At 65.7% G+C, this 13152-nt stretch carries 13 protein-coding genes; 7 read left to right on the top strand and 6 right to left on the bottom strand.

Features of this window, described 5'->3' with window-relative positions; translation table 11 throughout:
• Nucleotides 1–16 precede the first annotated feature (16 nt).
• The gene (locus NMQ03_RS18585) at nucleotides 17–817 is read right to left on the bottom strand and encodes a hydroxypyruvate isomerase family protein (protein WP_255173418.1); all 801 of its coding nucleotides are present in this window, start codon (nucleotides 815–817) and stop codon (nucleotides 17–19) included.
• 193 nt (nucleotides 818–1010) lie between these two features.
• Between NMQ03_RS18585 and NMQ03_RS18580 the strand changes: the two genes are divergently transcribed.
• Both NMQ03_RS18580 and NMQ03_RS18575 read left to right on the top strand, forming a co-directional pair.
• Nucleotides 1011–1871 carry a hypothetical protein gene (locus NMQ03_RS18580; protein ID WP_255173417.1) on the top strand — a complete coding sequence of 287 codons (861 nt, stop codon included), beginning with the start codon at nucleotides 1011–1013 and terminating at the stop codon, nucleotides 1869–1871.
• A gap of 111 nt (nucleotides 1872–1982) precedes the next feature.
• Nucleotides 1983–2726: an MBL fold metallo-hydrolase gene (locus NMQ03_RS18575; protein ID WP_255173416.1), complete on the top strand. Its 744-nt coding sequence runs from the start codon at nucleotides 1983–1985 to the stop codon at nucleotides 2724–2726.
• A gap of 64 nt (nucleotides 2727–2790) precedes the next feature.
• Here the strand turns inward: NMQ03_RS18575 and NMQ03_RS18570 are convergent, their stop codons facing one another.
• Together NMQ03_RS18570 and NMQ03_RS18565 are read right to left on the bottom strand one after the other, a co-directional pair.
• Nucleotides 2791–4080, bottom strand: coding sequence for an MFS transporter (locus NMQ03_RS18570; protein ID WP_255173415.1), 1290 nt, complete (start codon nucleotides 4078–4080; stop codon nucleotides 2791–2793).
• A gap of 70 nt (nucleotides 4081–4150) precedes the next feature.
• Nucleotides 4151–5371 (bottom strand): M20 family metallopeptidase, encoded by a 1221-nt coding sequence (locus tag NMQ03_RS18565; protein ID WP_255173414.1) that lies wholly within the window; start codon nucleotides 5369–5371, stop codon nucleotides 4151–4153.
• 136 nt (nucleotides 5372–5507) lie between these two features.
• Between NMQ03_RS18565 and NMQ03_RS18560 the strand changes: the two genes are divergently transcribed.
• Nucleotides 5508–6530 carry an Lrp/AsnC family transcriptional regulator gene (locus NMQ03_RS18560; protein ID WP_255173413.1) on the top strand — a complete coding sequence of 341 codons (1023 nt, stop codon included), beginning with the start codon at nucleotides 5508–5510 and terminating at the stop codon, nucleotides 6528–6530.
• A gap of 67 nt (nucleotides 6531–6597) precedes the next feature.
• On the opposite strand, the gene NMQ03_RS18555 is transcribed toward NMQ03_RS18560, so the two are convergent.
• Nucleotides 6598–7041, bottom strand: coding sequence for a hypothetical protein (locus NMQ03_RS18555; RefSeq protein ID WP_255173412.1), 444 nt, complete (start codon nucleotides 7039–7041; stop codon nucleotides 6598–6600).
• 382 nt (nucleotides 7042–7423) lie between these two features.
• Between NMQ03_RS18555 and NMQ03_RS18550 the strand changes: the two genes are divergently transcribed.
• The 4 genes from NMQ03_RS18550 (at nucleotide 7424) to NMQ03_RS18535 (ending at nucleotide 10254) form a co-directional block, all read left to right on the top strand.
• Nucleotides 7424–7723 (top strand): putative quinol monooxygenase, encoded by a 300-nt coding sequence (locus NMQ03_RS18550; protein ID WP_255173411.1) that lies wholly within the window; start codon nucleotides 7424–7426, stop codon nucleotides 7721–7723.
• 83 nt (nucleotides 7724–7806) lie between these two features.
• Nucleotides 7807–8685 (top strand): Rieske 2Fe-2S domain-containing protein, encoded by an 879-nt coding sequence (locus NMQ03_RS18545; RefSeq protein WP_255173410.1) that lies wholly within the window; start codon nucleotides 7807–7809, stop codon nucleotides 8683–8685.
• Nucleotides 8686–8780: 95 nt separating this feature from the next.
• The gene (locus NMQ03_RS18540; protein WP_255173409.1) at nucleotides 8781–9416 is read left to right on the top strand and encodes a GyrI-like domain-containing protein; all 636 of its coding nucleotides are present in this window, start codon (nucleotides 8781–8783) and stop codon (nucleotides 9414–9416) included.
• Nucleotides 9417–9423: 7 nt separating this feature from the next.
• On the top strand, nucleotides 9424–10254 hold the full coding sequence (locus tag NMQ03_RS18535; protein ID WP_255173408.1) for an MBL fold metallo-hydrolase: 831 nt from the start codon (nucleotides 9424–9426) through the stop codon (nucleotides 10252–10254).
• 170 nt (nucleotides 10255–10424) lie between these two features.
• On the opposite strand, the gene NMQ03_RS18530 is transcribed toward NMQ03_RS18535, so the two are convergent.
• The gene (locus NMQ03_RS18530) at nucleotides 10425–11879 is read right to left on the bottom strand and encodes an HNH endonuclease signature motif containing protein (RefSeq protein WP_255173407.1); all 1455 of its coding nucleotides are present in this window, start codon (nucleotides 11877–11879) and stop codon (nucleotides 10425–10427) included.
• Between the two features lie 73 nt (nucleotides 11880–11952).
• Entirely contained in the window at nucleotides 11953–13152 is a 1200-nt protein-coding gene (locus NMQ03_RS18525; RefSeq protein WP_255173406.1) for an N-acetylglucosamine-6-phosphate deacetylase, read from the bottom strand.

Genomic DNA, 13152 nt, shown 5'->3' with positions numbered 1-13152 from the left:
TGTAAATCGGTGGGAATCAGTTGCTGGCGTGCTCGCGGATGGCCCAGCTGAAGGCCGTTTCCTTCGGTTCCTTGTATTCGAGGCCGATGTAGCCCTCGTAACCGAGTTCGCGGCTGCGGGCGATCCATTCGCCGAGCGGAAGGGTGCCGGTGCCGGGGGCGCCGCGGCCGGGGTTGTCGGCGATCTGGATGTGGCCGAAGTCCCTGGCGTGGTTCTCGATGACTGCCTGGACGTCGTCGCCGTTGACCGCCAGGTGGTAGAAGTCGGCGAGGAGCTTGATGTTCCCGACGCCGGCTTCCTCCTTGACGCGCGCGATGACGTTGAGTGCGTCGTCGGCGGTGAGGAGCGGGTATTTGGGTGCACCGCTGACCGGTTCGAGGAGGACGGTGCCGCCGATGCGGGCAACGCCTTCAGCTGCTGCCGCCAGGTTCTTGACGGCCAGCTCGTCCTGCTCTTCGGGGGTGAATTCGTCCTGCCGGTTGCCGTAGAGGGCGTTGAAGGCCTTGCAGCCCAGACGCCCGCCGATGCCGGCAACAACGTCGATGTTGTCCTTGAACTCGGAGCAGCGTCCCTTCCAGGACACCAGGCCGCGGTCCCCCCCGGGCATGTTGCCGGCGTTGAAGTTCAGCCCCGTGAGCTGCACCCCGGCGTCCGTGATGGCGTTCTCGAACCTGGTGATCTCGCTGTCCGCCGGGACCGAGGTTTCGAAGGGCCACCAGAACTCAACGGCGTCGAAGCCTGCTGCCTTGGCGGCGGCGGGGCGCTCGAGCAGGGGAAGCTCCGTGAGGAGGATGGAGCAGTTCACTGTGTACGTCATCGTAGGTCCTTCCGAGGAGGGGCTTTGATCTATCTTCCCTTGCTGCCGGCATCTTCACCGTTTCCGCTTTGTGGAATTTAGATTCTGCTTTATGAAAAGTGTAGGGAAGGTGGGGTGGGGTAGTCAAGGGGAGGCGCGGGCGGGAGACTGGTAGCAGGTACGCCCGCTCAACGTGAAATGGACTGGAGCGATCATGACCGCTGCCCGCCTCCGGCTTCTGGCCTGGCTCATTGCCGTGATGGCCTTCCTTGCCGGCTGCACGTCCGGGATGGGCTCTGGGCAGGGCGTGCCTCGATCCGCGGCCACCTCGCCAGGGGCGACCGCCACGGTGGCCACCGCGGCGGCCGGTTCGGCAAGCTCCGCGCCGGATGCGGCCGACGTCGCCCCCGCTCCTCCGCAGGCGCCGATCCCGGCGGCCGCTCCCGCCAGTACTCCCGCTCCCGCCCCGGTGCCCGAGCCCTTTGCCCTCAACCTGTACCGGGAGGGGGACTTCGTTCCGCAGTACACCTTCGACTGGTGCGTGGCCGCGAGTATCCAGATGGCGCACAACCTGATTGACGACACCGGGGGCGGTACCTGGGCTGACCGCGCGCAGCAGAATGAACTGTGGGAGATGGCGAGGGCGCGTTCCTCCGATTCGTTCAACGGCGCCAACCCCTTCGGGTGGGCGCAGGTGCTGACGGAGGCGGGAATGGGACCCTACGCCGTGGTGAGCATCCCCGGCTATGAGGAAGCGGTGCGGACGGCGGCGCGTGCCATCACGGAGACGGGCAGGCCGGTGGGCCTGGTGATGTGGAGCGGCCGCCACGCCTGGGTGATGAGCGGATTCGAATCGGTGGGCGATCCACGCCAGTTCCCCGATTTTTCAGTGACCGGAATCCGCGTCCTCGATCCGCTCTACCCCTACGGCAGTGGCCAGTGGGGCCCGTCGCCGGCACCCAATGCCCTGCTCACGCCGGAGCAGTTGGCCACGCAGTTCGTGGTGCGGGAGCCGCGGCGCTGGAGCAGCGGCCTGGCCGCCGGCTACCTCCTGGTGTTGCCGCGTGCTGCCTAAGGGGCATCGCCGGTCGAAGCTTTAGGTCCGGGATTGCTGGGTACTTTCCTTTGGTGCAGCACCTTTCGTGCAGCAACGAAAGTTCTTTGCCCACGCGAACGGAGTTCCGGCATGATCGTCCCCAACGTCGCAGACGGCGTCCACCTGATAACCCACGCCAACGTCAACTGCTACGTGGTTGAGGACGACCACGGCGTGACCCTCGTGGACGCGGGCCTGCCGAGCATGTGGCCGATGCTGACGCAGCTCCTGGAGGAGCGGAACCGGCGGCCCCAGGATGTCAAAGCGCTGGTCCTCACCCACGGCCACTTTGACCACGTCGGCTTCGCGCTCCGTGCCCACCGGCAGTGGGGAATTCCCGTGCTGGTCCATGCGGGGGACGCACGTCTCGCGGCCCACCCCTACCGCTACAAGCCGCAGCGCAACCGCTTCCTCTATCCCTTCACCCACCCCAGGTCCCTGCCGCGCCTCGGCAGCATGGCGGCGGCGGGTGCCCTGGCCGTCAAAGGTGTCTCCGACACTCAGCCGCTGGGCACTGGAGTGGCGGACGCGCTAACGGGCCGTCCCGACGTCGTACATACTCCGGGCCACACCGACGGGCACTGCATCCTGCACCTGCCGGACCGCGGTGTCCTCCTGACCGGAGATGCCCTGGTGACTCTGGACCCCTACACGGGGAAGGCTGGGCCGCAGATCGTCGCGTCCGCGGCCACCAAGGACACCGGGCAGGCGCTGGCATCGCTGGCCGCCGTCGCCGCCACAGGAGCCACCACGCTCCTGCCCGGTCACGGTGAGCCCTGGAAAGCGGGCGCCGAAGCGGCCGTGCGTGAGGCACTGAAGACCGGCGCCCATTAACGCACCACAGGAAGGTTCCGGCACGGCTCGGTGTGCCAGGGACCTTCCTTGTGTTGCCGGAGGGCTAGTGGGTCAGGTCCTTGCCCTTGGTTTCGGGAATCGTGAACACGAAGGCTGCGCTGACCACGAGGAGCAGCACTGCGTAGATGTTGAACACCTGCGGCGCCCCGAGCGAGGAACCCAGCCACTGCTGCAGGTACGGTGCGGTGCCGCCGAACACAGCCACGCAGATGGAGTAGGGGACGCCGACGCCCACGGTGCGGATGGAGGTGGGGAACAGCTCGGCGTACACGGCCGGAACAATGGCGGCGCTCGCGGCCACGAAGACCAGCATCACGGACATGCTCACGGCCAGCTGCCAGGCGGAGTCTTTCAGCAGCCAGGTCATGGGGAAGTGCAGCACCGCGGAGCTGATCGCGCCGGCCCACAGGACCTTCTTGCGGCCGATACGGTCGGACAGCTTTCCCCATACCGGCAGTGCGGCGATGAAGACGATGTTGGCAATCACGCCGGCCCACAGTGCCTCGCCACGGTCGATCTTCAGCGCGGTGGTGGCGTAACTTGGCGCCACGACGCCCCAGATGTAGTAGATCACCGTGAGGCCCACGGTCAGTCCGATGACCTGCATGGCCTGCTTGCGGTAGCGGACAATCTGCGGCCAGATGGGAGCGCGCTTGGTGGTGACGGCCTCGTCCTGGAATGCCTCGGTCTCGTGCAGGCGCGACCGCATGATCAACGCGTACAGGCCCATGGCGGCACCGATCAGGAAGGGGATGCGCCAGCCCCAGGCATTCATCGCCTCGGTGCTCAACGCCATGTTCAGGACGGCGCCCAGCAGTGTTCCGAAGAGGATGCCCACAGTCCCTGAGGTGTAGATGAGGGTGGCCCAGAAGCCGCGGTGTTCCTTGGGTGCCATCTCGGACAGGTACGTCTGCGACGACGGCAGCTCGCCGCCGTGTGCCAGGCCCTGCACCAGGCGGGCCACCAGCAGCATGAGCGAGGCGAAAGCCCCGACGCTGGCGAACGTGGGGGCGATGCCGATCAGCAGGCTGCCCAGCGAGGCGAGGCCGACGGCGAAGGTCATCGAGGTCTTCCGGCCCACCCGGTCGCCGATCCAGCCGAAGAGGAAGCCGCCGAAAGGCCGGGCCACGAAGCCGACCGCAAAGATCGCCAGGGTGGACAACACCGCGGACGCCGGGTCCGCCTTGCTGAACAGCTGGCTGGCAATGAACGGGGTGAAGGTGGCGTAGATGGCCCAGTCGTACCACTCAACGGCGTTGCCGATGCCGGTGCCGATGATGGTCTTTGCGGTGGACATGCGTCCAGTCTGGGGCTTGGTTACTGCAACGGACATGGTCTTCTTCCTGGTCGGTTGGTCTGCGGGAAAGGGCAGCGGCGCTGCTGCCGGTGACGGGATGGGGAACTTAGGCGGTCCGCGACAGCGTGGCCAACCGCGAGATGGCGAGTTCCGCGTAGAGTGCGGCCCCGTCCGCCAGCACGGCGTCATCGAACGTGGCATACGGGGAGTGGTTGAACGGCGATGCATCGGGGTCGCCCCCGGGGGACACGGCGCTGAGGCCCACAAACGTGCCGGGTACCTCGGCCAGCACGCGGGAGAAGTCCTCCGAGCCGCTGAGCGGGGTGGCCCAGCGCGAGAGGCGGCGCTCGCCGAAAAGCTCGGTGATCACTTTTTCGGCGGTGTGTGTTTCGTCTTCGTTGGTGATGGTGAGCGGGTATTCCTGCAGGTAGTCGACGGCGACCTCCACCCCGTGTGCGGCGGCGATCCCCTTGAGCAGGCGGGGCACGGCGTCCATCATCTTCAGGCGCGACGCTTCGGAAAACGTCCGGATGGTTGCCTCGATGCGGGCCGACTCCGGAATGATGTTCCGCTTGGTCCCGGCATGCAGCACACCCACGGACAGGACTACGGGATCGAACATGTTGAACTGGCGGGTGACCATGACCTGCAGGGCTGTCACCATTTCTGCGGCCACTGTGACCGGATCCTTCGCGGAGTGCGGTGCCGAACCATGGCCGTCGGCGCCGAGCACCGTTACTTCCAGGCCGTCCGACGCGCTGAGCATGACGCCGGGCTTGGTGCAAAAGGTGCCGTGCGGCTCCAGTGAGGAAAACACATGCATGCCGTAGGCGGCCTGGACGCGGGGGCCGGCAGCGTCCAACACGCCCTCCCGGAGCATATAGCTGGCACCGTCACAGCCTTCCTCGCCAGGCTGGAACATGAGGACGACGTCGCCCTGGAGTTGGTGCCGCTTCTCGGCCAGGAGGGTGGCGGCTCCGGCGAGCATGGAGGTGTGCAGGTCGTGGCCGCAGGCGTGCATGGCGCCGTCGGCCTGCGACGTGAAGTCGACTCCGGTCTTTTCCTGGACGGGCAGCCCGTCCATGTCTGCGCGGAGGAGGACCGCGGGACGCTGCACCGCGGGACCAGGATTGGCACCACGCAGGACGGCGGTGACGGACGTCGTCTCTTTGCCAAGGGTGATCTCGAAGGGGAGACCGTCCAGCGCCTCCAAAACCTTCTCCTGGGTACGCGGAAGGTGGAGCCCGATTTCCGGCTGCCGGTGCAGGTCATGGCGCAGGCGGACCAGGTCATCCTGCAGGTCCTTGGCGTCGGCGGTTATGGTCACGTGTTACTCCTTGGCAATGGGTATCGGGGCTTGGGAACTATTCTGAAGTGGCGTGGTTCACATTCTTGAAAAGCACTCGAATTATTCTGGAAGTGCGTGATGATGTCAGGATTCATGCAAGGCAAAGGAGGCGTGGGTGGAGCTCAGCGAGGATGACCTTGCCCTGATCCAGGTGCTGCAGGCTGCGCCGAGGCTTGGCTGGGCTGACGCCGCCAAGGTGCTGGACGTCCATGCAACTACCCTCGCGGCCCGCTGGGACAGGCTGGCCTCACAGGGCGCTGCGTGGGTGACGGCGCACCTGGCGGGTGACCCCAAGCAGATGCTCCTGGCGTATGTGGCCGTTGACTGCGAAATGAACCGGAGGGACAGCGTCACGGCGCAGCTGGCCGCTGTACCGGAGATCGTTACGGTGGAGGAGGCGGCCAGCAACCGCGACCTGATGCTGACTGTGATCACCCGCTCGCTGGAGGAATTCAGTGACCGGGTGGTTTCGCACCTGAAAACCATCGACGGCCTGACCAAGTACCAGGTGGCCCTGTGCACCCGGCTGCACAGCAGCGGCGACGATTGGCGGTTGAATGTCCTGAGCCGTTCCCAGCTGGCCACCCTGCGGACCCTCGCACCGCAGGCAAGCCCGGAGCCGGCGCAGGTGGCCGGGCAGCTTCCGCAAAGCCACCTTGACCTGCTGCCGTTCCTGGCCCGGGATGGCCGTGCCACAGCTGCCCAGATTGCCCGTGCCCTTGGCCGCCATCCCGCCACCGTGCAGCGCCAGCTGAACCGTGTTCTGGCCAGCGGCATCCTGTCGTTCCGCTGCGAAATCGCGCAGCGCTACTCATCGTTCCCGGTGACCTGCCAGTGGTTCGTGAACGTACCGGCTTACCAGCACGAGGCAGCCGCGGCGGAGATCCGCACCATCAGCAACGTGCGGCTGAGCGCCTCCACCACCGGACCCACCAACTTCGTGATCATCATGTGGCTGCACACGCTGGCGGACGTCATGTCGGCTGAATTGGCGCTGCAGCAGAAGGTGCCCGGCATCGACATTGTGGAGAGTGCGGTGATGCTGCGGACGGTCAAGCGGGTGGGCTGGATGCTGAAGGAAGATACGACGGCGAGTGGCGCCGTCGTCCATGCCGGAAGCCTGGGCGCTGCAGACTGAAACCGACGAGCTATAACGGGAAGGAGCCAGGGGCACTGCCCCTGGCTCCTCGCTGAGGGGAAGAGTTCTACTTCCCGTCGCGGTGAACTTCCACTACGGCGCTCTTCTCCCATGGGGTCCAGTCGGACCAGTGTCCGCCGTGGTTCTGCACGCGGAATGAGACCAGCTGGTAGACCTCTTCTTCGCCCCTGCGGTCGAGGTTGGGCACACGGTCAATGCTGGAAATGGTCCTTGCACCGTCGTGGCGATCAAACTGCTCGGTGAATACTGAGCGGCCGAGAAAGTCGTCGCTGCTGCGCGGACCGGGGTCGTCTTCGTAGCGCAGCTGGCGGATCTCGACGGTCTTTTCGCCGTTGCAGTCCACTTTGATCCTGAAATCGACCTTGTTGCCTCGGAGATCCTTGGGATCCTTCGGGTCGACGGTACAGCCGTTGCGGCTTGTTTCCGCGTTGGCGGGTGCGGCCAGCGCGAGGAAGCCTCCGAACAGACCCAGTGAGAGGACCGGAACCATGGCCAACCTTGCCCGGGTTGGCCTCTTAATTCGAGTGTTGGACATATCTTGTTGCTCCTCAAAGGATGCGATTCACCTTTGCGGGCAGCCTTAAGCCGCCGGAATTGAGCACATTTCAATAATTGGTGGCAGGAGCCTGCCCGTCCCGTTTCAAACAGCGCGCCCCGCAGTGCGGGTGGCTTCGACTCCGGATCCTTATGTTTGCTGAACCCGGTTTTTAAAATATCCTCCGCTTTGTTTGACTGCGCTAGGGGCAACCGCACCCTGCTTGACGGGTTTCCTTCAAGAGTTCCGCCCTCCCATTGGAGCTGGGCGCCGCTTGTGCCGGTGCTTACCGTTTGAGCCCCTTTCCGGCGTCCGCCGCAGGCTGCAGACTGTCCCTATGACCTTTGCGAATGTGGGAATGTTGGGAACCAAGCCCGGCCGGCGCGAGGCCCTGGTAGCCATCCTGCTCCGGCCGAAACCCGGGATGAAGGAATCCGGGTGCCTGCTGTATGAGGTGGGAATCAATGCCGACATGCCGGACACGGTGTTCGTCTCGGAACTGTGGGAATCTGCCGAGGCGCACCAGGCATCACTGCAGTTGGACAGCACGCGGGCCGCGATTGCCGAGGCGATGCCGCTGCTGTCCGGTGAAATGGGAGGCCACCGGTTCACGGTGCTGGGGTCGCCCCTCCGCTGAGCTGCGGCCAAAGCGAAATACCTCCTCCCAGGACAGGTAATTAGCAGTGAGTGGATTGCGGTAATCGGGGTAAGGGAGGACACATGAAACCGTTGCCCGCACTTGAGCTTGTCACTCGTTTCGAGGATGCCGAGTGGCTTGACCCACTGGCCAAGAGCGTCCGGAAAGCCGTCCTGAAGGTCATCAAACCGCGCTGGGCCCGTGATGTCCTCCACGGCGTTCCCATCGGCCACCCGGTGCATCCCCTTGCTGTCCAGGTGCCCATCGGTGCCTGGCTCTCCGCAGGAGTACTCGATGCGGTCCCGGGCGGAGAAAAAGCTGCCCGGCTGCTTATTGGTGTGGGTACTGCCAGCGTGATTCCGTCTGCGCTGGCCGGGTTCACCGATTGGTCCCAGCTGCATCCGCAGCAGCAGAGGGTGGGCCTGGTGCACGCCGCGGCCAACGTCACCGCCACGGGCCTCTACATCGCGTCACTGGTGCAGAGGTCAACTGGCAGCCAGGGAAGCGGCAAGGTGCTTGCGTATCTTGGGCTGGCCACCGTCAGCGCCGGCGGCTTCCTGGGCGGCCACCTTTCGTACCGCCAGGCTGCGGGCGTGAACCACAGCGAGGAAATCCCGCACCGCTTCCCGTCCGGCTGGCATTCGCTGGCACCGTTGGCGGACCTTCCCGAGGGCGGGCTGCACAAGCGCGAAGTGGCCGGCATCCCCTTGCTGGTGCACCGTGAGGGCGGGACGGTTAACGTACTCTCCGACGTCTGCAGCCACCTCTCCGGTCCGCTTCACGAAGGCAAGATCAAGGACAACGACGGCGACCCGTGCGTCGTCTGCCCCTGGCACCGGAGCACGTTCTCACTGCGCACCGGTGAAGTGAAAGCCGGCCCGGCAACTTCGCGGCAGCCACTTTTCGAAACGCGGGTGACCGGTGAACTCGTGGAGGTGCGCCTGCCGGGGGCTGATGGCTAGAAGGGCCGTTCGGCCCTTTTGGGTTGGCAGGGGCGGCGAAAAACTGGGTGCATGGCGAGGTCAAGGGGAATCCAGGCGAGGTGAGTCCAGGCGCGGTGAGCGATCTTCGCGAGGACATCGCGGTCCTCTACAAAGGGCGGAAGGGATTCGTCGATTTCATCGACGTTCCTCCGCTGCTCTTCGCCATGGTCCGGGGCAAGGGGGACCCAGACGGGCCTGCATTCGCGGAGGCAGTTCAGGCGCTCTTTACGGTCAGCTACGCCGCGCACTTCGGGCTCAAGAAGCAGGTTGGTTTGATTACGAAAGTAATGCCCCTGGAAGCACTGTGGTGGTTCGACGAGGCTGGGCACGTTGACCCCGACGAGGCCGTAACAGCAGGCTTCGGCGGCCTCTCGGGAGTCGACCGCGAATCATGGCGATGGCAGGCCATGATGGTTCAGCCCGAACCAATCGACAAAGCCCTGCTGGAGCGGGCCAGGGAGGAGTCCCGGGCCAAGGAACGTCCGGCACTTGACCTGCTCCAGTTCGAGCGCTGGAAAGAGGGCCGCTGCGCCCAAACGCTCCATGTCGGTCCTTACGCTGACGAAGGTGCCACAATCGCCCTCCTCGACGCGGCGGTGGTGGAGGCCGGGCTGAAGGTCCGCGGCAGGCACCACGAAATCTACCTTGGCGACCCCCGCCGGAGCGCACCTGACAAGCTGCGCACGCTGATTCGCCACCCGGTGGTGTGAAGGACCGATGACGCGCATCACCGAACCGCGGGAGATTGCTTCCGGCGTGCTGTTGATGACCTCCGGTGCAGGTCCGATGGCCGCAAACCTCTACCTGGTGCGCTCGGGTACCACCTGGGCGATGGTGGACTGTGGCTGGGCCGGCAGCGCGGAGCCGGTCCGGCACGCTGTGGAGCAAGAGTTGGGGAATGGCAAAACGCCTGATGCCATCCTGTTGACGCACATCCATCCGGACCACTCCGGCGCTGCCGGTGCCCTGGCCCGGAGGTGGGAGGTGCCGGTGTACGTCCACCAAGCAGAGCTGCCCATGGCCGCCGGAAAATACATCCCCGAGTTTTCAATGCCGCTGGACCGCTGGATCATCGCCCCGCTCCTGTGGTCCTTGCCCGCCCGCGCCCGCCGCAGGATCGAGGCGTCCGGTGATATTACCGACGTGGCCCAAAGCCTGCCCCGCGATGGAGGAATACCAGGGCTGCAAGGATGGGCGGCCATCCCCACACCCGGCCATACCCCCGGACATGTTGCCTATTGGCGCGCGGGCGATGGGGTTCTGATTACCGGGGATGCGGTGGTGACGGTGGGTTTGAATTCCATCCGCGGCATCCTGTCAGGCGTACCGGACCTGTCCGGGCCACCCAGGTACACCACGTGGAACTGGGAACAGTCCATGGACTCCATCACACGCCTCGCAGGACTGGGCCCCCGGTTGCTGGCACCGGGCCATGGGCAGCCACTTGCTCTTGGAGCCGTTCCGCGGCTGCGGGCTCTCACAATGAAGGAGCGCACGCAACGGATGAAGCTTCGCGGCCGCGCTGCGGGATCCCCCGAGGCTGCGTAGCCGGCCCGTGGGCTGTCCGGGATGGGCCAAGCAAGCATCAGGCGCTCTGCGGTTTCTAACCCTGTTCCTGCCCTGCAGTCCCGTCTTGCAGTTCTTACTATGCGGGAACTGCAGAGTTCCCACCCGGCAGTTCCTACACGGCAAGGCGCACTGCAGTTCCTGCAGAGTTCCTACACGGCAAGGCGCTCCAACAGGGCTTCCTCCAGGAGGCTTCGCTCCATTGGCATAGGCGACTGTGGCCATCCCGGCCAGCTTTCCGGTGGCCAGTGGGTTGGTTCTGCGTCCTGGTGTTCGGGTTTGTAGTGCCTGCCTGTTGGTGAGGTCCAGCCGGGCGGATTGTTTTCGGTTGCGGGGTCGGGTGTCCATGGGCTGTGGTGCTTGAGCCGGTGGTGTTTGGGGCAGAGCTGGGCCAGGTTGCTGACGTTGGTGGTGCCGCCGTGTTCCCAGGCGGTGAGGTGGTCGGTGTCGTTGTCGGGGGTGCGGTTGGTGCAGCCCGGAAAGGTGCACTTGGCATCGCGCATCCTGATCCAGCGTTTGATGGTTTCGGTGAGCCGGTAACGTGTGCGGCCGATTTCCAGTGCTGCCCCGTTGCGGGGGTCGACGAGGACCCGGTAGAACGAGTCAGCCCCGTCCGCGACCAGTTTCCGTGCCATGGATGCCGGGATCGGGCCGAAACCATCCAACACTGCGGGTTCGTCGGTTTGGCCGAGGAGGGCGAGCACGGGCACGGTGACCAGGACGTCGGCCCGCGGGGTGGGGACTTCGCTGAGTTCAATGGCAGTTCCAGCGCCGAGGAGCAGGGAGGCGGCGATGTCGGGGCGGAGTTGGGTGAGGGTGCGCTCTTCGTCCGGTCCCTGCAGGCCGCGGGCGGTCGCGGTGGTCCGGTTCCAGATGGCGCAGGCGGTATCGCCAGGGAGGTAGAGGGAGACCCAGGCCATGCCGTCCTTGTCCGGGGTGTATTCCATCCGCCGGTCAGCCACCCCCTTGGCGTGCCGTTTCTCGATCGATTCCGGATGGTGGCGTTCCCGCCACCCACGGACCTTGGCCCGGAACCGGGACGGAACGAGCTCTCCGGGGGCCGCGCCGCGGGCGGGGTTCGGCGCAGCCGGGTCGAAGAAGTGCGCCACCAGCTTCAGCGCACCCTCGGAGGTGAGGCCTTCGGTTTCGTCGGCAATGATGCGGGCGTGCTGCCACGACATCACGCCCGAGGCCAGGGCTTCGAAAGCCAACGGCAGGGAACAGATCCGCCGTGACTGCTCCACCAACGCCCCTGCCGCCGCGGAGCTGATGGTCAGGACTCCCGCGATCTCCTCCACCACCGACATGTCCGCGTACGTGCGGTCCTCGATCGAGGCGCCCGGCGGCGTCATCGCCTGCTGGAACTCCACTGCCTCAACGGCGTCCCGTGCCTTCACCGCACCGAGCTGCGCCTCCAGCCGAGCGAAAAGCTCCAGGCGTTCCAGCCGGATCTCATACCGCCGCTGCAACGCATCCACACCGGCACAAGTATGAGCCCCGGAAGCCAGGAAAGCGTCCTCTTTCTCCAGGGCGTCCAGGGCGTCCAGGGCAGCAACAGAGGCACGGACACCCTCCAACGCCACCCCAGCACCACCGTCGATTCCCATACGAACATCATCCAACGGGGGTCCGACATTCAAAGGGCACCCGAAGCCAGGCCGGCACAGCAGGCGTTAGCGGTTAGCCCGAGGGGGTTACCCACGCGCCTTTGCGCAGCACGCGGGCCAGCTTCAAATCCTGGTCAAGCACCACGACGTCCGCCAGCATGCCGGGATGCAGGTCCCCGGCCAGCGACGAAAGCCCCAGCACGGACGCGGGAACAGCTGACGCCGAGGTTACGGCGTCGCGCAGGGAAACACCCGCTGCCACAGTAGTCCGGACGACCTCCAGCAGCGTGCTGGTACCACCCGCAATGGCACCAGTGTCGTCCACCCGCGCCACGCCTTGGTCCACCGTGACGGAAAGGGAGCCCAGCCGGTACCGGCCGTCATCCAGGCCGGTTGCAGCCATCGAGTCGGTAACGAGGGCGATATTGGCCGCACCTACGAGATCGAAGACCAGCTTCACCGTTTCAGGCGCCAGGTGCACTCCGTCGGCTATCAGCTCCACCACGGCTTCTCCCGCCCGTGCCGCGCTGAGGGCCGCCGCGACTGGTCCGGGGGAGCGATGGTGCAGTGGAGGCATGGCGTTGAACAGGTGGGTGACCGTCGGCCGCCGCCGTCCCGTGGAATGCCCGGCAGCGGCCAAACCGCCCGCTGCGCCCTTAAGGAAAGCCGCCGCCGTCGGATGATCCGCAGCCGTGTGTCCCAAGGACGGGATGATGCCGCGCGCCGCGAGGAGATCCACAAGTTCGAACGCTCCGGAAAGCTCGGCCGCCAGGGTCATGGAGACCATTGATTCCCCGGCAGCACCAAGGAATCCGGACACCAGACCCGGATCGGGATCCAACAGCAGCGCAGTGTCATGGGCACCGCACTGCTCCGTTGAGAGGAATGGACCCTCGAGATGCGAACCGGCAATAAGCCCCTCACCAGCCAGCCCCCGAAGAACGGCAAGGTTGCGGACAAGGTGTCCGGGCCGCCCAGTGACGATGCTGGCCAGAAGAGTAGTGGTGCCGCGGCTGTGAAGGTAGCGGGCGGCGTGACGGGCTCCGTCAAGGTTGCCTTCCGAGAAGTCAGAGCCGTGTGCGCCGTGACAGTGCAGGTCGACCAGGCCGGGCAGGAGAAACCCCGGGGCCGCGGCCCGATCCGGAAGAACCCCGGAAAATTCCGACGCCGCCCCAGCGAAGGTGACCACGCCGCCGTCGACCGCTACAACACCGTCCGGCACATCCAGGGTCGCCGAAACAATGTGCCCGCGGAGGATGAGCTCACTGTTCAC

The sequence above is a fragment of the Arthrobacter sp. DNA4 genome (assembly GCF_024362385.1).
Lineage (GTDB): Bacteria > Actinomycetota > Actinomycetes > Actinomycetales > Micrococcaceae > Arthrobacter.
Note: the sequence above shows the minus strand (reverse complement) of the source record. Positions and strands in the feature narration are given on the sequence as shown.